The sequence below is a fragment of the Cupriavidus taiwanensis genome (genome assembly GCF_900250075.1).
Lineage (GTDB): Bacteria > Pseudomonadota > Gammaproteobacteria > Burkholderiales > Burkholderiaceae > Cupriavidus > Cupriavidus taiwanensis_C.
Map to the genome: position 1 here is coordinate 2,218,861 of NZ_LT977071.1, position 19,623 is coordinate 2,238,483.

Annotated in this window: 17 protein-coding genes; 7 read left to right on the forward strand and 10 right to left on the reverse strand. The window is 68.2% G+C overall.

Annotated features, from left to right (window positions below):
- Window positions 1–272 precede the first annotated feature (272 nt).
- The 3 genes from CBM2588_RS26335 (at window position 273) to CBM2588_RS26345 (ending at window position 2,860) form a co-directional block, all read left to right on the forward strand.
- Window positions 273–560, forward strand: coding sequence for a helix-turn-helix domain-containing protein (locus tag CBM2588_RS26335; RefSeq protein ID WP_172583669.1), 288 nt, complete (start codon window positions 273–275; stop codon window positions 558–560).
- Entirely contained in the window at window positions 557–1,876 is a 1,320-nt protein-coding gene (locus CBM2588_RS26340; RefSeq protein ID WP_115683205.1) for a type II toxin-antitoxin system HipA family toxin, read from the forward strand. The genes CBM2588_RS26335 and CBM2588_RS26340 overlap by 4 nt, the downstream gene beginning before the upstream one ends.
- 75 nt (window positions 1,877–1,951) lie before the next feature.
- A complete protein-coding gene (locus CBM2588_RS26345) occupies window positions 1,952–2,860 on the forward strand; it encodes a DMT family transporter (RefSeq protein WP_115683206.1) in 909 nt (302 codons plus the stop codon).
- Between the two features lie 16 nt (window positions 2,861–2,876).
- On the opposite strand, the gene CBM2588_RS26350 is transcribed toward CBM2588_RS26345, so the two are convergent.
- From CBM2588_RS26350 to CBM2588_RS26365, 4 genes are all read right to left on the reverse strand, one after another.
- Window positions 2,877–5,156 (reverse strand): xanthine dehydrogenase family protein molybdopterin-binding subunit, encoded by a 2,280-nt coding sequence (locus CBM2588_RS26350; protein WP_115683207.1) that lies wholly within the window; start codon window positions 5,154–5,156, stop codon window positions 2,877–2,879.
- On the reverse strand, window positions 5,153–6,253 hold the full coding sequence (locus CBM2588_RS26355; RefSeq protein WP_115683208.1) for an FAD binding domain-containing protein: 1,101 nt from the start codon (window positions 6,251–6,253) through the stop codon (window positions 5,153–5,155). Before CBM2588_RS26355 ends, CBM2588_RS26350 begins: the two co-directional genes overlap by 4 nt.
- Entirely contained in the window at window positions 6,250–6,792 is a 543-nt protein-coding gene (locus CBM2588_RS26360; protein ID WP_115683209.1) for a (2Fe-2S)-binding protein, read from the reverse strand. The genes CBM2588_RS26355 and CBM2588_RS26360 overlap by 4 nt, the downstream gene beginning before the upstream one ends.
- Before the next feature lie 176 nt (window positions 6,793–6,968).
- Window positions 6,969–7,982: an AraC family transcriptional regulator gene (locus tag CBM2588_RS26365; RefSeq protein WP_231942282.1), complete on the reverse strand. Its 1,014-nt coding sequence runs from the start codon at window positions 7,980–7,982 to the stop codon at window positions 6,969–6,971.
- A gap of 158 nt (window positions 7,983–8,140) precedes the next feature.
- On the opposite strand from CBM2588_RS26365, the gene CBM2588_RS26370 reads away from it, so the two are divergent.
- The 4 genes from CBM2588_RS26370 to CBM2588_RS26385 are packed head-to-tail and all read left to right on the forward strand — an operon-like array spanning window position 8,141 to window position 11,025.
- On the forward strand, window positions 8,141–8,485 hold the full coding sequence (locus tag CBM2588_RS26370; protein ID WP_115683211.1) for a hypothetical protein: 345 nt from the start codon (window positions 8,141–8,143) through the stop codon (window positions 8,483–8,485).
- Window positions 8,475–9,146, forward strand: coding sequence for a Dabb family protein (locus CBM2588_RS26375; RefSeq protein WP_115683212.1), 672 nt, complete (start codon window positions 8,475–8,477; stop codon window positions 9,144–9,146). The genes CBM2588_RS26370 and CBM2588_RS26375 overlap by 11 nt, the downstream gene beginning before the upstream one ends.
- Window positions 9,143–10,021, forward strand: a complete 879-nt coding sequence (locus CBM2588_RS26380; protein WP_115683213.1) for an SDR family NAD(P)-dependent oxidoreductase — start codon at window positions 9,143–9,145, stop codon at window positions 10,019–10,021. Before CBM2588_RS26375 ends, CBM2588_RS26380 begins: the two co-directional genes overlap by 4 nt.
- A 5-nt stretch (window positions 10,022–10,026) precedes the next feature.
- Window positions 10,027–11,025: an NADP-dependent oxidoreductase gene (locus tag CBM2588_RS26385; RefSeq protein ID WP_231942283.1), complete on the forward strand. Its 999-nt coding sequence runs from the start codon at window positions 10,027–10,029 to the stop codon at window positions 11,023–11,025.
- Window positions 11,026–11,042: 17 nt separating this feature from the next.
- Here CBM2588_RS26385 and CBM2588_RS26390 read toward each other — a convergent pair whose 3' ends face one another.
- The 6 genes from CBM2588_RS26390 to CBM2588_RS26415 all read right to left on the reverse strand — a co-directional run bounded on the left by CBM2588_RS26390 (window position 11,043) and on the right by CBM2588_RS26415 (window position 19,617).
- Window positions 11,043–12,368 carry an MFS transporter gene (locus tag CBM2588_RS26390; RefSeq protein WP_115683214.1) on the reverse strand — a complete coding sequence of 442 codons (1,326 nt, stop codon included), beginning with the start codon at window positions 12,366–12,368 and terminating at the stop codon, window positions 11,043–11,045.
- A 42-nt stretch (window positions 12,369–12,410) separates the two neighbouring features.
- Window positions 12,411–13,190, reverse strand: a complete 780-nt coding sequence (locus CBM2588_RS26395; RefSeq protein ID WP_115683215.1) for an aldolase — start codon at window positions 13,188–13,190, stop codon at window positions 12,411–12,413.
- Between the two features lie 115 nt (window positions 13,191–13,305).
- A complete protein-coding gene (locus tag CBM2588_RS26400) occupies window positions 13,306–14,199 on the reverse strand; it encodes a LysR family transcriptional regulator (protein WP_115683216.1) in 894 nt (297 codons plus the stop codon).
- A gap of 133 nt (window positions 14,200–14,332) precedes the next feature.
- On the reverse strand, window positions 14,333–14,812 hold the full coding sequence (locus CBM2588_RS31135) for a hypothetical protein (RefSeq protein WP_231942284.1): 480 nt from the start codon (window positions 14,810–14,812) through the stop codon (window positions 14,333–14,335).
- Between the two features lie 181 nt (window positions 14,813–14,993).
- Window positions 14,994–15,500, reverse strand: a complete 507-nt coding sequence (locus tag CBM2588_RS26410; protein ID WP_115683217.1) for a hypothetical protein — start codon at window positions 15,498–15,500, stop codon at window positions 14,994–14,996.
- Between the two features lie 547 nt (window positions 15,501–16,047).
- Window positions 16,048–19,617, reverse strand: a complete 3,570-nt coding sequence (locus CBM2588_RS26415) for an indolepyruvate ferredoxin oxidoreductase family protein (protein ID WP_115683218.1) — start codon at window positions 19,615–19,617, stop codon at window positions 16,048–16,050.
- Window positions 19,618–19,623 lie beyond the last annotated feature (6 nt).

The window sequence follows — 19,623 nt, forward strand, 5'->3', positions numbered from 1 at the left end:
GAGGATTTAGGATATTTACGATGACTGTATATTTATACAGTATCGGTGGCAAGGCAAGGGGTAACGGAAGGAGGTGGAGACAGCGGCACTGCCGAGCGTCTCGACGAGGCGCCAGCCCTCTCGCGCACGCAGGTCTTTGGCCACTGAAGTTGCCATGCACTATCATTCCATGGAATGATCCTTTTATAAAAAAGCTTCTATCGAATGATATGCACGAGGTCCATCAAGGCAGGTATCATTCCAAAGAATGATTTTTCTCATTGACTAATGCTATGTCATTAATCTCCCAATGCCGCCAGCTGCGCGAAGCCAGGGGCAAGAGCCTGGGCGAACTCGGCCGGATCCTCGGCATGGCGGCGCAAAACCTGTCGGCCATCCTGCTCGGCAAGAAGGACAGCCGCGCTTCCACGCTCGAAGCGCTGGCCGCCGCGCTCGACGCGCAGTGGGTGCTGGTGCCCAACGAACGCCTTGCCGAAGTCCGCCAGGTGCTGGAAGGCAAGGGCGGCGGCCCCGACCGCGGCGCCCGCGCCGCGCTCGACATCTTCCTGGACCAGGAATGAGCTACGACCTGCATCCCCGCTTTCTGGAGGTTCGGCTATATGACCGGCTCTGCGGCTACCTGTGCGAGGCCGGCGGCAATGTCCGCTTCGTGCCCGCCGATGAATTCCGCGGCGACACCGACCGCCCCACGCTGAGCCTGTCGATCACGGTGCCGACCGAAGCCGGCCGCCGCGCCACCGCCGAGGTGCTGGACAACCCCTTCCATCCCGCGGTCTACAACACCGGCCATGAGTTGCCGCCCTACTTTGCCGGGCTGCTGCCCGAAGGCGAGCTGCGCAAGCGGCTGGAAGCCACCCGCAGCCACCCCGAAGACAAGGACGACTTCGGCATCCTGGCCTCGGCCGGCAACGACCTGCCCGGAGCCGTGGTGGTACGGCCGGCGGACATCGGCGCCCTGCCCGCCTACGCCCGCGCCTATGGCGTGACCGGCGGCGCCGACAACCTGGAGATCGCCGTGGTCGAGGGCGCCACGCAAGGCGCCGCATCGGTGTCCGGCGTGCAGAACAAGCTGGCGCTGTCGACGGTGCAGGATGGCAAGCGCTACACGCTGCCGAGCCACGGCAAGCTGTCCGACATCATCGCCAAGCTGCCGGCCCGGAACGACGACGCGCAGGTGTTCAACGAATCGGTCTCGATGCAGCTCGCGGCCGCCGCCGGCGTGCATGTCGCGGCCACGCGCGTGCTGCCCATGTCGACCATCGCGGTGGAGGGACTGGCCGAGGCCCTGGGCGAGGACCTGCACTACCTTGCCGTCGACCGCTTCGACCGTACCCCGTCCGGGCGCGTCCATGCCGAGGACGGCTGCCAGATGCTGGGCCGCATGCCGGCCCGCAAGTACGCCAGCATCGACGGCTACGTGCAGCTGGTGGCCACGCTGTACCGGCTAAGCCCGAGCGGGGTCGAGCATGTGCGGCAGTTCTTCCTGCGCCAGGCGGTCAATACGCTGATCGGCAACAGCGACGCGCACCTGAAGAACTTCTCGGTGATCTACCCCAACGGCGTGCTGCCGGTGCTGTCGCCGGCGTACGACATCGTCTGCGTGGCCGCGCTGCCCGGCTTTGCCTCGTACGGCCAGAACGTCGCCATCGACCGGCTGCAGCGCGAGGAAACCCTGGCCATGTACGAGGCGATCGCCGAGAAAGCCGGCGTGCCGCGCCGCATCGCCACCGCCGCGGTCAGGGAAGCGGTGGCGCTGGCGCATGCCCGCTGGCCGCGCCTGCTGGACGAGCTCGACGCCCCGCCGGCCATCCGCGAGGTCGTCACCGCGCGCCTGGCGACGCTGCCGCTGGCGCGCATCGCGCGCCCGCGCCGGTGAGTGCCCGCGCCCCGTAGCGGCACCTAAAGCATCGCCATCGCGGATAATGCGCCATCCACCCATCGACCTCGCCTCATGTCCGCCAGCAGCCCCAGCCCCCGACGCATCGACTGGACCACCCTGTTCCTGCTGACCTTTCCTCCGCTGAGCTGGGCCGGCAATGCCATCGTGGGCCGGCTTGCCGCCGGCACGGTGCCGCCGGTCGCGCTGAACTGGGCGCGCTGGGTGCTGGCCGGCATGCTGCTGGCACCGTTTGCCTGGCGCGGCGTGGTCGAGCACCGCGCGGTGCTGCGCCGGCACGCGGGCGTGATCACCGCCATGGGCATCCTGTCGATCGCCAGCTATAACGCGCTGCAGTACCTGGCGCTGACCAGCTCGACGCCGATCAACGTGACCCTGATCGGCGCCTCCACGCCGCTGTTTCTGATCGTGATCGGCGCGCTGTGCTTCGGCGAACGGGTCCGGCCCTGGCATGTCGCCGGCGCGCTGCTGTGCATGGTCGGCGTGACCTTCGTGCTGGTGCGCGGCGAACTGGCGCGGCTGACGCAGCTGGACCTGGTGCCCGGCGACCTGTTCATGCTGGCGGCCACCATCGCCTGGAGCGCCTACACCTGGCTGCTGCGCAAGCAGCGTCCCGCGCTGCCCCTGCCGGTGCTGCTGTTCGCGCAGATCGTCACCGGCGTGCTGGCCAGCGCGCCGGTGACGGCGTGGGAACTGCTGACGCTGGATCAGCCGCTGCAATGGAACGGCAAGGTCGCGGGCATCCTGCTCTATGTCGCGACCATCCCGTCGCTGCTGGCCTACTTTGCCTGGGACCGCGCCATCGCGCGCGCGGGCGCGCAGCTGCCGGTGTTCTTCATCACGCTGACGCCGGTCTTCGCCGCGCTGCTGTCGACGGTGCTGCTGGGCGACTGGCCGCGCTGGTACCACGGCGTCGGGCTGGCCGCGATCGCGGCGGGCATCTGGCTGGCGCAGCGGCGCTGACGGCGGCCAGCCCCGTTCAGCGCGCCATGACCTTGTCCGGCGTCATCGGCGTGCTGCGCAAGCGCCTGCCGGTGGCGTGATAGATCGCATTGCTGATCGCGGCGGCAACGCCGACCAGCCCGATTTCGCCCACGCCCTTGGCGCCCAGGCTGCTGACCACGCGGTCGTCCTCATCGACGAAGATCACGTCCAGGTCCTGGATATCGGCGTGCGAGGCGATGTGGTACTCGGCGATATTGCGGTTCATGAAGCGGCCGAGCGCATGGTCGCTGTGCGTTTCCTCGTGCAGCGCCTGGCCGATGCCCCACACCATGCCGCCCAGGATCTGGCTGCGCGCGGTCTTCGGGTTGATGATGCGCCCGGCCGCCACCGCGCTGACCACGCGCGTCACGCGCACGGTGCCCAGCGCCTCGTCGACGCGCACCTCGCAGAACACGGCCGAGTGCGCGGCGCGCGTGTACTGCTTCTGCTTGAACAAATTGGGCAATTGCAGGAATGATGCCTCGATCTGTTCGCGCCGGGCCGCTGCCAGGATGCCGGTCAGCGGCAACGACACGCCGGCGCCGCCGCGCAGGCTGACCTGGCCGTGCTCGAATACCAGGTCCTCGTAGCGCGCGCGCTCGAAGCCGGAGCCCTGCATGCGCCGCGCCATGTGCCACAGCATCCGGCGCAGCTTGTCGCACACGCCGTCGACCGCCGTGCCCACCGTGGCCACATGCGACGAGCCGCCTTCCACGGGCGCCACCGGCAGCTCCGAATCGCCCAGCACGAACGTCACCTGCTCCAGCGGCAGGCCCAGCGACGCGGCGGCGATCTGGCTCATCACCGTCAGCGTGCCGGTGCCGATGTCGGTGGCGGCGCTGGCTACCTCGAGCCGGCCGTCGGCGCGGAACACCGCGCGGGCGCGGCTGAACATCTGCAGCGCGTCCCAGGTGCCGCTGGCCATGCCCCAGCCGACCAGCTCGTGGCCAGCGCGCATCGAACGCGGCTGCGGTGGCCGTCCGGCCCAGCCGAACCGTTGCGCGCCCTGCGCGTAGCATTCCCGCAGTGCCTTGCTCGAGAACGGCAGGCCGCTGGCGCCGTCGCGCTCGGCGTAGTTCTTGAGCCGCAGCGCCAGCGGGTCCATCCCCACCGCATAGGACAGCTCGTCCATCGCCACCTCGATCGCATGCACGCCGTGCGCGGCGCCCGGCGCACGCATGTCGGCCGGGGTGGGCTGGTCCAGGTCGACCAGTCGATAGTCCTGCCGGCTGTTCTCGGAGGCATAGAGCTGCGTGGACCAGTTGACCACCACCTCGACGTAGTGCTCCATGCGCGAGGTCTCGGCCACGGCTTCATGGATCAGGCTCACCAGCCCCCCATCGGCGTCGGCACCCAGCCGGACGCGCTGCCAGGTCTCGGGCCGGTGGCAGAAGGTGAACATCTGCGGCCGTGTCAGCACCACGCGCACCGAGCGCTCCAGCGCCAGCGCCGCCATCACCGCCAGGATCAGCTGGTACTGCGGCCGCAGCCCCGAGCCGAACGCCCCGCCCACGTATTCATTGCGCACCGTGACCTTGCGCTTGGGCAGCCCGAACACCCGCGACACCATCCAGCGCGAATTCTGCGAGCCCTGGGTCTTGTCGTAGATGGTCAGGTGGCCGTCGCCGCCGCGGATCACCGTGGTGGCGTGCATCTCCATCGGATTGTGGTGCTCGACGCCGCTGTAGAACTCCGCGTCGACCTGGAAAGGCGCGCGCGCGAAGGCGGCGTCGGCATCGCCGCGCGCCTTGGGCGGGCCGGAATAGCCCGCCTTGAAGCGCATCGGCTTGCCGGCGCGGCCCAGGTGCTCCAGCAGGCTGGTCTCGTGCGGCCACGCCTGGTAGCGCACGCGCACCAGCGTCGCGGCATGGCGTGCCGCCTCGAAGGTCTCGGCCACCACCAGCGCGACCGGCTGGCCGCTGTACCAGATGCGCGCGTCGTGCAGCGGCTTGAACGGCGAACCGGCGGGCGCGACCATGTCCTTGTAGAACAGGTCGAGCGAACGCACGCGCGGGCGGCGCTCATGGGTCAGCACCTCGAGCACGCCCGGCACCGCCAGCGCCGCGCTGCAATCGATCGACACGATGCGTCCGCGCGCAATGGTGCTGTTCACCACCACCCCGTGCGCAAGGTCGAAGGCCGGATGCTCGGCGGCATAGCGCGCCGTGCCGGTGACCTTGGCCACGCCATCGAGGCGCGGGACCGGCGTGCCGATGCCGACCGGGCCCGTGCCGGGGCGTGCGCGCGGCGTGCATTGCGGGATCGGATCGTTCATGGCTGCTCCTCCTCGCTGAAGGCGTCTTCGCCGGTATTGCTCAGCACGCCGGCGACCGCCATTTCCAGCGCGCGCACGATCGCGCGCTCGGCCAGCGCGATCTTGAAGCTGTTGCCGGGCAGGCTCTCGGGCACGGCCGGGCCGCCCCAGGCGCGCGCATCGCGCAGCAGGAAGCGGGCCGCGGCGGCAAAGTGTTCGACCGTGGCGGGCCGGCCCTGCAGGTGCGCCTCGGCCTCGGGATCGCGCCACGGCTTGTGGGCCACGCCGCCCAGTGCCAGCCGCGCGGCACGCACGGTGCCATCGTCGGCAAGGTCCAGCGCGGCAGCCACCGACACCAGTGCGAACGCAAACGACGCGCGCTCGCGGATCTTCAGGTAACAGGCACGGTGCGCAAACTCGGCGGCGGGAGGCAGCACGATGTGGGTGATCAGTTCGTCGGGGCGCAGCGTGGTGTCGATGTGCGGGCGGTCCTCCGGCAGCCGATGGAATTCATGGAACGGAATCTCGCGGCGGCCGCTGGCCGAGGCCACGTGCACCACCGCGCCCAGCGCCGCCAGTGCCACGCACATGTCGGACGGATGGGTGGCGACGCAATGCTCGCTCGCGCCCAGGATGGCATGCTGGCGCGCCAGCCCGGTCGCCGCCGGGCAGCCGCTGCCGGGATCGCGCTTGTTGCAGGGCACGCCCGGATCGTAGAAGTAATAGCAGCGCGTGCGCTGCAGCAGGTTGCCGCCATTGGTCGCCATATTGCGGATCTGCGCCGAGGCCCCGGCCAGGATCGCCGCGCGCAGCAGCGGATACTGCGCGCGCACCAGCGGGTGCTGCGCGGTATCGGCGTTGCTGGCCAGCGCACCGAGCCTGAGCCCGCCCTCCGCCGTGGCCTCGATCATCCGCAGCGGCAGTTGCCTGACATCGACCAGCGCGGCCGGATGCATCATGCCGCCCTTCACCAGGTCGATCAGGTTGGTGCCGGAAGCCAGGAAGTGCGGCGCGTGGTCGTCGCCAAGGCTTTGCACGCCGGCGTCCCGCTGCGCGGCGGCGATCGACTGCAGCGCCGCTTCCACCGTGGCCGCGCGCTCATAGCGGAACGGGTTCATGATGGCTCCTGGTCGTGGTCAGTCAGCCCGGCGACCTCGGCGATCGCCTCGACGATCTGCGCATACGCGCCGCAGCGGCACAGGTTACCGCTCATGCGCTCGCGGATCTCCTGTCGGCTTGCCGGCGGATGCTCGTTCAGCAGTCCCACGGCGGAGCACAGCTGTCCCGGCGTGCAATAGCCGCACTGGAACGCGTCGTGGTCGATAAAGGCCTGCTGCAGCGGATGCAGCGCGCCGGTGTTGCGATCGGCCAGCCCCTCCACGGTGGTAATGTCGGCGCCGTCATAGGACACGGCCAGGCACAGGCACGACTTGATGCGCCTGCCGCCAACCAGCACCGTGCAGGCGCCGCATTGGCCGTGGTCGCAGCCCTTCTTGGTGCCGGTGAGCTGCAGTTGCTCGCGCAGCAGGTCCAGCAGGATCACCCACGGGGCCAGCAGCAGCTCGTGGGTGATGCCGTTGATGTGCAGCGTGGTGGGGATCTGTTGCAGTGCGCCGGCCTGGGATGCCGGGGGAGCAAGCGGGTCTTCCAGTGCCATGGGCGCCTCCGCTGGATCATGTTCGTGGGGAATGGAACGAAGGCAGCAAGCGTCATGCCATCAGGCTTCGCCGGCTTTACCACGTCGCATCCGACGAGCGGCGCGTGCCGCCGTGCCGGCCGGTTTTGCATATATTGCCGCCGGCGCCGTGCACGAATTACCGCACAGTCGTGGGCTTACCCTGTGGCCTTGCCCTGGCTGGCGCGCCTGAACTGCGTGGGCGCGTGCCCGGTCCAGCGCTGGAAGGCGCGGCGAAAGGCTTCCTCGCTGGCAAAGCCAAGCTGCTCGGCGATCCTGCCCATGCTCCAGCGGGTGGTCCGCAGGCATTGCTCGGCGTATTCCTGCAAGCTGTGCTCGCGCAATTGCCGGTAGCTGCTGCCGTCCGCCGCGAGCCGGCGGCGCAGCGTCGGTTCGCTGACATCGAAGCGCACTGCCAGCTCGGCCAGCGTCGGCAGCCGCGCGCCATGCACCAGCGCCGCGTGCAGCGTGCCGCGCACTTGCTGGCTCAGCGACACTACTTCGACCGGCGCCCCGACCAGCCGGTAAGGCAGGTCCTTCAGGAATGCCTGAAGCTCCGCTGCCCGGCGCACCACCGGACGGTCGAGCAAGGCCTGGTCGAAGTCGAAGCCGTAGGCCGGGTTGCCGGACGTCACCGGCGCATGGAACAGGCCGAGGAACGGCAAGGCGTCCTCGCGCCGCGGATGCGCCAGGCTGACCCGGGTCGGTCGTATCGGCTGGCCCACCAGCCAGCCGAACAGCAGCAGATAAAAGAAGAGTCCCGTCAGGTCCACCAGGCAGGCGGCCGAAGATCTGACCCGCCGCAGCGAATCCATCTGAAAGACCGCCTGGCCCGCGCGCTCGCCCAGGCTAAGCGCGCCGGCGCGCGGATACAGCATCGCGCAGAAATCGGCCGCGCAGTGGATCGCCTCGCGCAGCGTCTGGCAACTCAACACGCAGCGGCACAGCAGATCCACTTCCTGCCTGCACATCGGCGGGTGGCCGTCGCCCTTGGCCACCAGCGCTTCCAGCCGCTCGATCGCTGCGCGATAGAGCGCGGTGAACTGTGCCGGCCGCGGCGGTTCTGTGCCGGCATCCGGCACCTCGACGCCCTGCCGTTTCAGCTCATCCAGCAAGCGCTGCACCATGCCGTGCGGAACAGGGACGGGACTCCCCGGGATGTGGGCATTCATGGGCGCTGGTCGTGATTGCTTCGGTAACGGTGATTGATCGTCCGGGTAGGGGTGCGTGGCCAACGGGGCTTCCATAATCGTCCCGGCGGCCATGGAGGTTGCCATGCGCGCAACGCCATGCCTATACGGGACAACCCATGAGAGGACGCCACACAGCCATGATCCACGTACTCGATGAAATCGTGCTCGCGCCCGGCCAGCTGCCCGCGGTGCTTGACCTGCTGGAATCCCGCTACCTGCCCGGCAGCGCCGCCAGGGGCCTGACGCTGCAGCATTGCTGGGTGTCGCCACCCGTGGCGCTGCAAGATGCGCCCAATACGTTGTGGCTGCTGTGGCAAGTGCCGGATGCGCCGGCCTATTACGCCATGCGCGCCGGCATTGACGGTCCCGCCCTCGCCTTCTGGTCGACAGTCGGCTCCCTGTGCCAATCCCGCCGCCGCCATGTGATGGCCGCCGCGACACCCGTGCTGCCGCAGCCGAAGGAGCATTGCGATGCGCCTTGAGACCGCGCAACTGCGCCTGCACAACGGCATTTGCGACGGGATGCCGGACCCCGGGCCAGCCCTGCTCGACCGCGTTGAAAGGCTGCCTGGCCTGCACCGGGTGGCGCTCGGCCGCAACCTGACCGGAAGCTGGGGCGCCGGCGACTACACCCTCGACCTGCAATTCAAAACCGGCTCGTCCGGCGCGCAGGCCGATGGCGCCGGTCTCGCCGCGGCGCTGGACGGCATCGCAACGGTTGATCACGTCGCCTATCGGGCGATCGCGGACGGCATGCGTGCGCCGCAACTGCGTGACGGCACCTGGCGCACGCTGATGTTCCGGGTCCGCCCTGAAGCGCCGCCCTGGCAGGTCCACGCACTGGAGCACGATCTGCTGCGGATGCCGACGTACATGCCCGCGATCCGCAACTGGCGGCTGGCCCGCGTGTTGTCGCCGGCCACATGGACCCATGTCTGGCAGCAGGAATTCGCCAGCGCGGACGACCTGCTGGGCGAATACCTGATGCACCCGTTCCATTGGGGACGGGTCGACCGCTGGTTCGACCCGGAGTTTCCGGAATGGACGGTCGAGGCGATCTCCCATGCCTTCTGCCCGCTCGCGACCAGCCTGATTGTCAGCCAGATTGCCAGCCACAACCATAAGGAGGAAAGCGCATCATGACCGCACACGGAACACTGACAGGAAAGATCGCACTGGTGACAGGCGCCAGCCGCGGCATCGGCCGTGCCATCGCGCAGCGCTTCGCGGCGGAAGGCGCACTGGTGGTGGTCAGCGCACGGCGCATCGGCAACTCGGGAGAAGATCCTGGCACGCTGGCCGAGACCGTGGCGCTGATCACGCGGCAAGGCGGCCGCGCCATGGCGCTGGCGGCGGATCTCGAGGATGCCGCGCAGCGCGACCAGCTTGTGCTGCGGGCCGCCGAGGCCGCGGGTGGCCTGGACATCCTGGTCAACAATGCCGGCCTGGCCGAATACAGACCCATCGACGCAATGCCGCTGGACATCTTCGACCGTACCGTGGATCACTACCTGCGCATCCCGTTCGTGCTGAGCCGCGCCGCGATACCGCTGATGCGTGCGCGCGGCGCGGGCTGGATCCTGAACCTGGGCTCGGTCACGGCGCTGTCGCCGGCGCGTCCCTACCAGGACTTTGACCGCGCCGGCGGCGTCACGGCCTACGCGGCCGTCAAGGCCGCCGTCAACCGGTTCACCGAGGGCCTGGCCGCGGAACTGGAGGGCGACGGCATCGCCGTCAATTCGGTGGCGCCAAGCACCGCGATCCTCACACCGGGCAGCGAGCGCTATATCCCCGACGGCTATCCCACTGAGCCCGTGGAATACCTGGTGGAAACCGCGCTGGCGCTATGCAGCGTGCCGGCGCGACTGCACACCGGCCAGATCGCCCATAGCCTGCACTTCCCGCTTGCGCACGGACTGCAGGTTCGCACGCTCGACGGCAAGGGCTTGCTGCCGCCGCCCGTCATCCCGGCCTGGGCTCATCCGGCGCTGGGCCAGCCCGAACTGTCGGCGAGGTAAGCCTCATGCAAGAAAACATGCGCGCGGTCCTGATCGACCGTCACGGCGGCCCCGAGGTCATCCGGCTTGGCGAGGTCGCAACGCCCGCGCCGGCAGCCGGCGAAGTGCTGATCCGCGTCGCCTGCGCCGGCGTGAATCCCGCCGACTGGAAATGCCGCGAGGGTTATCTGAGCGACTTCATGCAGGCCGGCTTTCCCTTCGTGCTTGGCTTCGATGCCAGCGGCGTGGTGGCCGCGGTCGGCGCCGGCGTCACGGGCTTCGTGCGCGGACAGCGGGTGTTTGCGCAAACCGGGGTCGGCGCCGGGCAGTGGGGATCGTATGCGGAATACGTTGCTGTCAGCCAGGATTGCGTGGTGCCGATTCCCGACAACGTCGGATTCGCCGAAGCCGCGGCGGTGCCGACCCCGGCGCTGGCCGCCTGGACCGGACTGTTCGACGATGGCGGACTGCGCCCGGGCCAGACCGTGCTGGTGCACGGCGGCGCGGGCGCGGTCGGCACGTTCGCCGTGCAGCTGGCAAGAACCGCCGGCGCCGCCGTCGCCGCCACCTGCAGCGCGGCCCGCCGCGACGCGCTGCTGGCGCTGGGCTGCGACCTGGCCATCGACTACCGCGCAAGCGATATCGGTGGCGCCGTGCGGGCCTGGGCGCCGGACGGCGTCGACCTGGTGCTCGACGCGGTGGGATGCGGCACCTTGCCGATGGGGCTGGACCTGCTCCGGCCCGGCGGCATCCTGGTGGCTATCCTGACGCTGGTCAGCGGCGACCACGGCCCCGATCCCGCCGAAGCCGCGCGGCGCGGCATGCGCACCGCCGTCGCGTTCAGCAGGATGCCAAGCGGCGCACGGCTCGCGGAAATCGCCGCGCTGATGAACGACGGCCGTTTGCGGCCACCTCGCATCGAATGCCTGCCGCTGGAACAAGCCGGGCACGCGCTCGAGCTGGTGCGGTCAGGCCAGGCGGCGAGCAAACTGGTGCTATGCGTCGCCGCGCCGGGTAACGCGTGAAGGACAGGCACCGGCGCTCATACCCGCTCCCCCTTTGCCAGCGGGACCGCGTGCCTGGCCCGGTTCACATCGCGCATCAGTGCCGTACTGACAAAGGCGATCACGCTGAGCGCACCCAGGTACCAGACGATGTACGCGGGGTCGCCGCCGCCATGATTCAGCAGCGACGTGGCCACGATGGGCGCCAGGCCCCCGCCGATCGCGCCGGACACCTGCACCGCGATCGAGATGCCGCTATAGCGGACCTCGGGCGGAAACTGGGCGGAGAACAGGCTGCCTTCGGGGCCGTACAGGCAGGCGTAGACGAGGCCGATCGCAATCGCCATAGCGATGGTGACGTTGCCCGCATCGAGCGTTTGCAGCAGCGCGAAGAACTGCGGCGCAAAGACCAGGATCCCCACGGTACCGGCCATGAATACCCACTTGAAGCTAAAGCGGTCACCCAGGATGCCGAACAGCGGCATGGTGAACATCGCGACCGCGGCGCCCCACACCGTGGCATCGAGCATCACGGTCTTGGCTATGCCGAGCGTGCCGGTGGCGTAGGCCAGGGCAAAGGTCACCACGGTGTAGAACCACGTGACTTCCGCCAGGCGGCCGCCGACCACGGTCAGGACCTGGCGCGGATAGCGGCGCAGCACCACCAGCGCCGGCATCTCGACCTTGTCGCCGGACTTTTTCATTTGCTCGAAGTCCGGGGATTCGCTCACTTTCGCCCGGATGAACCAGCCTACCGCCAGCAGCACCACGCTCGCCAGGAACGGCACGCGCCATCCCCACGTCAGCATGTCCTGCTCCGGCAGCGTCGCGACCATGCCCATCGCCAGCGAGGACAGGATCAGGCCCGGTGCCACCCCGGCCTGCGGCAGGCTGCCAAAGAAACCCTTCTTGCCTTCGGGCGCGTGCTCGACCGCCATCAGCACCGCACCGCCCCACTCGCCCCCGACCGCGACGCCCTGCAGGAAGCGCAGCAGCACGAGCGCGACCGCGGCCCAGTAGCCGATGCTGTCATAGGACGGGATCAGGCCGATCAGGATGGTCGGGATGCCCATCATGAACAGCGTGATCAGCAGCATGGACTTGCGTCCGACCCGGTCGCCGAAATGGCCGAAGACGATGCCACCCAGCGGGCGCGCGAAGAAGCCGACCGAGTAGGTGGCGAACGCCGCCAGGGTCCCGGTCAGCGGATCGAAAGAGGGAAAGAAAATCTTGTTGAAAATCAGGGCTGCGGCGGTGCCGTAGAGGAAGAAGTCATACCATTCGATGGTCGTGCCCATCATGCTGGCGAGGCCCGCCGTGATGTAGTGGCGGCGCGAGCGCATGCCTTGATTTTGCGTGGTCATCGTCTTGTCTCCTTGTCTGTTCTGATGCGTGCTGCCAGCGCGTCACGGCTTGACGTACGGCGCGATGCCGTGCGTCTGGCGCGCCCAGTACGCGAACGTGGAGTTGACGATGGACGGCTTCAGCAGGTAGTCATGAGCCTCCCTGGCCAGCTCGTCATCGACCGGCGTGAGCGGACCGAAAGCCTGCGCGCGGATCTGCATCCGGGCAGCGCGCTCGAGATAGACGGAGAGGTAGGTCGCCTCTTCGCAGGTCTTGCCTGCGGTCAGATAGCCGTGGTGCGAGAGGATGATCGCGCGCTTGTCACCCAGCGCTTCCGAGATGATCACGCCTTCCTGGTCTGCGATCGGAACCCCCGGCCAGTCGCCGAGGAACGCGCAGTCGTTGTGCAGCGGGGTCATGTCCATCTGCGCGATGACCAGAGGCTGGCGTGCGGCAGCAAGGGCGCTGGCCCACGGCGAATGGGTATGGATGATGGCGTTGACGTCCGGCCGGGCGTCGTACACCCATAGGTGGAAGCGCGTGGCCGGGTTGGCCATGCCGCCGCCGCTGAGCGTGTTGAGATCGCGATCGACCTCGATAAAGTCCGCCGGCGTCGCTTCGTCGAAGCCGAGGCCGAAACGCAGGGTCCAGTAAGCGCCCGGACGTTCGGAACGGACACTGATCTGGCCCGCCAGGCCGGCTTCCTGCTCCGTCATGGCCAGGATCCGGCAGGCATAGGCCATGGTCTCCTGCGTGGTGCGCGACTGGCGCGGCAGGTGCTTCGCCATGTCGCTGGACGCGCGCTGGTCGAAGTACGACTTGTCTCTGAGGGGGGCGTTCATACTGGTTTTCTCCGGGTTTTCCCTGCGACGAGAGGTCGAAAGGATCGGGATCCAGTATGGGATTGGGGTTCCAGGCGAGCTACGGAGCCGGCTTCATAGCAGCTATGTCATGGCTTCACGTGTCCAGTGCCTTGGCAACCTGGAGCGCACAGGAAAGCAGCGCGGCGGCCAGCGGCAAGGGCTGGCGTTCGGGATGCGCCACCGCCACCATGCGCCGCTTCAACAGCGGCGCATGGATCTTCACCTTGCACAGGCCATACTCGGCCAGCAGCTTGTCGGGCAGGCGGCTCGGCAGGATGCAGGACCCTACCCCGGCGGAAACCAGCTTGAGCATGGCATCCACCGTTTCCGCCTCGGCGACATAAGCGCCCTTCAGGCCGGCGCTATCGAGCATCCGTCGCAGCGCATAGCCATGCGGGAAGGCAACCAGGCGCAGGTCGCGGCCGGCCAGGTCGACGCCGGGATCGTCCGCAGCCGGGGCCGTGCTGCCCCGTTCCACCAGGCACATGGTATCGTCGAAGAGCGGATAAACCGCCAGCGCGGCCGTGTCCACCGCGGTATCGTAGGCCACGCCCAGATCCGCCTTGCCGCTTTCCACCAGGGCCACGACCTCCGGCGAACTGCGCCCCATCATCGACAGGTTGACCCCGGGATGCGCACTGACGAAACTCGCCACCACATCGCCGATGAAGTAATAGCTGACCGTATGGACCAGGGCCAGCCTGACCGTCCCTTCGGTACTGCCATGCGCGTCGCGGATGGTGTCGACGGCATGATCGATGGCGCGATAGGGCCCTTCGATCGCTTCCTGCAGCTTTTGCCCGGCCTCCGTCAGGGCAACGCCACGCCCCGTTCGCGTAAACAACGCCTTGCCCAGGTGGGCTTCGAGCGCGGCCAGTTGCTTGCTGACGCCGGATTGCGTCTGGTTCAGGTCATCCGCGGCCTTCGACAGCGACTTGAGCGAGGCGATACGCAAGAAGCTGCGCAGCAGGCGGTCTGGCGTTTCCATGTCGGGGGCAGGTAGTTTTGCTGCCATTCTGCATGGAGGCTGACCCCGGCCGCAACCGCGGCCGGCACTGCAGCGGGAACGGCCGTTGATCTGGCATCCTCGACCGGGTACAGGGCTGCGCCCGCAGCAGCCATCAACGCTGGCTCACCGTGACCGGGACGATCTTTTCCAGCCGGTCCAGCAACAGCTCCTTTTGCTGCTCGGGCAGCCTGACCAGGCTGGGGTACATGTTGATCAACGCCATCCGTTGCGCGGGCGACCGGGTACGCAGCAGCATGAGCAATCCTGCCTTCTCACGGTCCGACAGCGATGACAGGTGCGGTAGCGCGCCAAGCTGCGCAAGTTCGGGGGAGTCTGCCGAAGGCACGGCAGTTTCGTCGCTCACGGCCGCAGGTGCCGGGATGTCCCGCGCGGGCGGCGTGCCTTGCGCAGCGAACGGACTCTGTCCTGATGACGCTTGCTGCGCAGCTGTCATGGATACCGGAGCCGGATCTCCTCCTCCGCATCCGGCGAGCAGCAGGCTGAAGCCCAGCATCCACGGGACCTGCCGGTAGTGGTGCGGCGCAGGTGAGACGGCCCGCACGCAGTCATTGAGGTGAAGGTCTTGTCGCATGGCGAATCATCCAATGATTCAGGAAAAGGCAGGCGTGGTACCGCAGGCAATGACGGTACCCGCCGTAGCCGATTGCGGCGTGCCCGCAGTGCTGGCACGCCTTCCCAATGGCTCAGGACGCTCTCGCCGGTGTCGGATGTTCCGGTATCAGTCGAATGTGCCGAAGCCTGTGCCAGGCCGATCAGGGACCGACGATGCTGATATAAGGCTGGGTGAATCCTGCGAACGTGACCGTATACACGAAGCCCGTAAGGGTCGGGCTCCCCAGCAGCAGCTTGGTCCAGTTTCCGTTGGGGCAGACCGCCGCGCTCTGTAGTTCCGTGGCGGTCGGCGCCGACGTGCTGAGCGGCGGCACCACCAGTTGTCCGTTCCGGGATGGCCGCAGGGTTCCCGAGGAAGTCGCCTCGGTGACCTGGGTCTTCACTTCGACGATCTGGCCGCCACGGTTCTGGCACTGCACCGTGCCGGAGTAAGTCGCCGACAGAATCGCTGTTGCATTGGTGTTGCCCACGCCTCCGATGGTGGTTCCGGTACAGCTCACATCGAGGGACGAATCCAACGCGCACACGGGCTCGGCAGAGCCGTTGGCATAGTGGGCCCCGTTTGGCCCATTGGCGGCGATGGTGTCGGCCCAGGCTGCGGGGGCGGCCAGCAACGCAGCCAATGAAACCAGGGCTAGATTCTTCATGTTCGTCTCCAGAGAATCTATTGAGCCCCCGGATGAGGAATAACGGCTTGCTGTTTACGTTGCTCTTCTTTAATCGATCAAGGAGATGCTGGGTTTTTCGGATCCGCTCCAGTTCTGTAATTGCGTACTACCAAATACAGATTGCTGAAAGGTATTCCTCATTCCCAGAGAGCAGGCGGGATTCGCCTGCTGATGCGCTGCGCGTACCCAAGGCCGGGCGCTGCGCTGCTGAGGCCCAACATGCATTCGCTGGCCAGCACAGACTGCTCGAGTACAAACCGCTTGCACCACGCCGCGTTATTCGATAAATCCCTGCGTCGTCTCTGGCGACGTCGAAAAGTATAGTTAACGCGGGGCCTGGAACCGGGAATTTTTTCTTCTCGTTGTGTGTAATTTCGCACCATATCCTTCCGCCCCGTGCTGCCAGACAACCTATGCTTGATGCTTTGGCCGCGCTGATCGCCAGCGCGCGTTGACGGCGAACCATCTGCTTCTGCGCGCGCCGTGCGTTGGGCACGGCGCGCCTGGCATCGCGCGGTCTGCCCCCTCAGGCCGCATCCCGCCGCGCCGCCCCCCGATACTGCGCCAGCAGCGCCTCGCGCCGCACCGCCGCCGCGGCCATGCTGGCCTCCTTCACGTGACCGTAGCCACGGATATCGTCCGGCAGCGTGGCCAGGGCCAGGGCGGTGTCGAAGTTGTCCGCGCTCAGCGAACCCGCGAACTCTTCGACCATGGCCAGGTAGTCGCTGACCAGCGCGCGCTCGGCGCGGCGCTCGGTGGTCTTGCCGAACACATCCAGCGCGGTGCCGCGCAGACCCTTCAGGCGCGCCAGCAGGCGGAATGCCGTCATGGTGCGGGGACCGAAGCGACGCTTGACCAGATGGCCCTTGGCGTCAGCCTTGGCCAGCAGCGGCGGCGCCAGCCAGAAATTGAGCTGGTAGTCGCGGCCGGGCTCGCCTTCGAACTGCGCGCGCAGCTTGTCGAGGAAGGCGGGATCGGTGTACAGGCGCGCCACCTCGTACTCGTCCTTGTACGCCATCAGCTTGGCCAGGTTGCGGGCCACGGCCTCGGTCAGCGGCAGCTTGCGGTCGATGCCCAGCTGCTGCTCCGCGGCGCGGATGCGGGCCACGGCGTCGCGATAGCGCGCGGCATAGGCGGCGTTCTGGTAACCGGTCAGCATCGCCTCGCGCTTGCGGATCAGCGCGTCGAGCGTCTGCGGCATCGCCACGACCTGCGCGCTGGCGGCGGCCGGCGCAGCCGGCAGCAGCGCCTTGACCGCGGCCTCGCCGTGGTGGGCCAGGTAACGGCCCCATTCGAAGGCGAGGCGGTTCTTGTCGACCGACACCCCATTGAGTTCGATCGCGCGCACCAGGCTGGCGTGCTGCAGCGGGATCCAGCCCTTCTGCCAGGCAAAGCCCAGCAGCAGCGGGTTGGAATAGATCGCGTCGGCCAGCAGGGTCACGGCCCAGGCGCTGGCGTCGAAGAAGGCGCAGGCCTCGCCCACGCTGGCGCGCAGGTCCTGTTCGGCGCTGGCGCCGGGGAACTTCCATTTGGGGTTCTTGATGAACTCCGCGGTGGGGGTGTTGGCGCTGTTGACCACGGCGGCGGTCAGCCCGTGCCGGACCTTGGACAGCACTTCGGCCGAGGCCGAGACGATGGCGTCGCCGCCGATCACCAGGCGCGCCTCGCCGGTGGCGATGCGGGTCGCATGCAGGTGTTCCGGGGCCGGCGCGATCTGCACGTGGCTGATCACCGCGCCGCCCTTCTGCGCCAGGCCCGCCATGTCGAGCACGGTCACGCCCTTGCGCTCCAGGTGCGAGGCCATGCCCAGCAGCCCGCCGATGGTGACCACGCCGGTGCCGCCGACGCCGGTCACCAGCACCCCGTACGGCCGCTCCAAACCCGGCAGCCGCGGCTGCGGCAGCGCCGCGAAGTCGGCGCCGCTGCCCTTGCCAGCCGCCGCCGCGGGCTTGCGCACCTGCGCGCCCTCGGCGGTGACGAAGCTCGGGCAGAAGCCGTTGACGCAGGAGAAGTCCTTGTTGCACGACGACTGGTTGATCCGCCGCTTGGTGCCGAGCTCGGTCTCGAGCGGCTCCACCGACAGGCAGTTGGACTTGGCCGAGCAGTCGCCGCAGCCTTCGCACACCGCATCGTTGATAAAGGCGCGCTTGGCCGGATCCGGATAGGTGCCGCGCTTGCGGCGGCGGCGCTTCTCGGTGGCGCAGGTCTGGTCGTAGATCAGGATGGTGACGCCTTCGGTGTCGCGCAGCTCAAGCTGCACGGCATCGAGCTGGTCGCGATGCAGCACCGCCACGCCGGACGGCAGCATCGCGCCATCGCCGTACTTGGCGGGCTCGTCGGTGACCACCACCAGCTTCTTCGCGCCCTCGGCCAGCACCTGGTGCGCGATCTGCGGCACCGTCAGCACGCCGTCGATGGGCTGCCCGCCGGTCATCGCCACCGCATCGTTGAACAGGATCTTGTAGGTGATGTTGGCCCGGGCCGCGATCGACGCGCGGATCGCCAGCAGCCCGGAATGGAAGTACGTGCCGTCGCCCAGGTTGGCGAACACGTGCTTGTCGTCGGTGAAATGCATCTGGCCCGTCCACGCCACGCCCTCGCCGCCCATCTGGCTGAAGGTCTCGGTATTGCGGTCCATCCACAAGGTCATGTAGTGGCAGCCGATGCCGGCCAGCGCGCGCGAGCCTTCCGGCACGCGCGTCGAGGTGTTGTGCGGGCAGCCCGAGCAGAACCACGGCTTGCGCTCCACCGCGATGCGCGGCTGCGCCGCTTCGCGCTCCTTGGCCTCGATCAGCGCCACGCGCGCGGCGATGCGTGCGCGCACCTCGGCCGGCAGGTCGAAGCGTTCCAGCCGGCGCGCGATGGCCTTGGCGATCAGCGCCGGCGACAGCTCGTAGTGCGCCGGCAGCAGCCAGTCGCCGCGCGGCACCGACCACTCGCCGCCGTCGTTGCCGCGCTGGTCGAACTTGCCGAACACCTTGGGCCGCACATCCTCGCGCCAGTTGTACAGCTCTTCCTTCAGCGCGTATTCGAGGATCTGGCGCTTTTCCTCGACCACCAGGATCTCTTCCAGGCCGGTGGCGAATTCGCGCGCGCCGTGGGCCTCCAGCGGCCACACGCAGCCGACCTTGTAGACGCGGATGCCGATGCGGGCGCAGGTGTCGTCATCCAGGCCCAGGTCCACCAGCGCCTGGCGCACGTCCAGGTACGCCTTGCCGGCGGTCATGATGCCGAAGCGCGCCTTGGGCGAATCGAGCACCACCCGGTTCAGGCGGTTGGCGCGCACGTAGGCCAGCGCCGCATACCACTTGTGGTCGAGCAGCCGCGCTTCCTGCTCCAGCGGGGAATCCGGCCAGCGGATATTGAGGCCGCCCGCCGGCATGGCAAAGTCCTGCGGCAGCGCGACCTGCACGCGGTTTGGGTCGATCTCCACCGAGGCGGTCGACTCGACCACGTCGGTGACGCACTTCATCGCCACCCACAGGCCGGAATAGCGGCTCATGGCCCAGCCATGCAGGCCGTAGTCCAGGTATTCCTGCACGTTGGCGGGATACAGCACCGGAATGCCGGCCGCCTGCAGCACGTGCTCGGACTGGTGGGCCACGGTCGAGGACTTGGCGGCATGGTCGTCGCCGGCCAGCAGCAGCACGCCGCCATGGCGCGACGATCCGGCCGAGTTGGCGTGCTTGAGCACGTCGATGGAGCGGTCCACGCCCGGGCCCTTGCCGTACCACATCGAAAACACGCCATCGCGCTTGGCGCCGGGGAACAGGTTGACCTGCTGGCTGCCCCAGACCGCGGTGGCGGCCAGGTCTTCGTTGACGCCCGGCTGGAACACCACGTCGCTGGCCGCGAGATGCTGCTTGGCCTTCCACAGCGCCTGGTCGACGCCGCCCAGCGGCGAGCCGCGGTAGCCCGAGATAAAGCCGGCGGTGTTGAGCCCGGCGGCGCGGTCACGCGCCTTCTGCAGCATCGGCAGGCGCACCAGCGCCTGCACGCCGCTCAGGTAGACACGGCCCTGGTCCAGGGTGTACTTGTCGTCCAGGCTGGCGCTGGCCAGGGCTTCGAGCAAGGCGGGATTGAGCGGGGCATTCACGATGTG

Bases quoted from the DNA above. Each gene is read 5' to 3' on its own strand.
- CBM2588_RS26335 (WP_172583669.1), top strand. From the start codon at position 273: ATGTCATTAATCTCCCAATGCCGCCAGCTGCGCGAAGCCAGGGGCAAG.
- CBM2588_RS26340 (WP_115683205.1), top strand. From the start codon at position 557: ATGAGCTACGACCTGCATCCCCGCTTTCTGGAGGTTCGGCTATATGAC.
- CBM2588_RS26345 (WP_115683206.1), top strand. From the start codon at position 1,952: ATGTCCGCCAGCAGCCCCAGCCCCCGACGCATCGACTGGACCACCCTG.
- CBM2588_RS26350 (WP_115683207.1), bottom strand. From the start codon at position 5,156: ATGAACGATCCGATCCCGCAATGCACGCCGCGCGCACGCCCCGGCACG.
- CBM2588_RS26355 (WP_115683208.1), bottom strand. From the start codon at position 6,253: ATGAACCCGTTCCGCTATGAGCGCGCGGCCACGGTGGAAGCGGCGCTG.
- CBM2588_RS26360 (WP_115683209.1), bottom strand. From the start codon at position 6,792: ATGGCACTGGAAGACCCGCTTGCTCCCCCGGCATCCCAGGCCGGCGCA.
- CBM2588_RS26365 (WP_231942282.1), bottom strand. From the start codon at position 7,982: ATGAATGCCCACATCCCGGGGAGTCCCGTCCCTGTTCCGCACGGCATG.
- CBM2588_RS26370 (WP_115683211.1), top strand. From the start codon at position 8,141: ATGATCCACGTACTCGATGAAATCGTGCTCGCGCCCGGCCAGCTGCCC.
- CBM2588_RS26375 (WP_115683212.1), top strand. From the start codon at position 8,475: ATGCGCCTTGAGACCGCGCAACTGCGCCTGCACAACGGCATTTGCGAC.
- CBM2588_RS26380 (WP_115683213.1), top strand. From the start codon at position 9,143: ATGACCGCACACGGAACACTGACAGGAAAGATCGCACTGGTGACAGGC.
- CBM2588_RS26385 (WP_231942283.1), top strand. From the start codon at position 10,027: ATGCAAGAAAACATGCGCGCGGTCCTGATCGACCGTCACGGCGGCCCC.
- CBM2588_RS26390 (WP_115683214.1), bottom strand. From the start codon at position 12,368: ATGACCACGCAAAATCAAGGCATGCGCTCGCGCCGCCACTACATCACG.
- CBM2588_RS26395 (WP_115683215.1), bottom strand. From the start codon at position 13,190: ATGAACGCCCCCCTCAGAGACAAGTCGTACTTCGACCAGCGCGCGTCC.
- CBM2588_RS26400 (WP_115683216.1), bottom strand. From the start codon at position 14,199: ATGGAAACGCCAGACCGCCTGCTGCGCAGCTTCTTGCGTATCGCCTCG.
- CBM2588_RS31135 (WP_231942284.1), bottom strand. From the start codon at position 14,812: ATGCGACAAGACCTTCACCTCAATGACTGCGTGCGGGCCGTCTCACCT.
- CBM2588_RS26410 (WP_115683217.1), bottom strand. From the start codon at position 15,500: ATGAAGAATCTAGCCCTGGTTTCATTGGCTGCGTTGCTGGCCGCCCCC.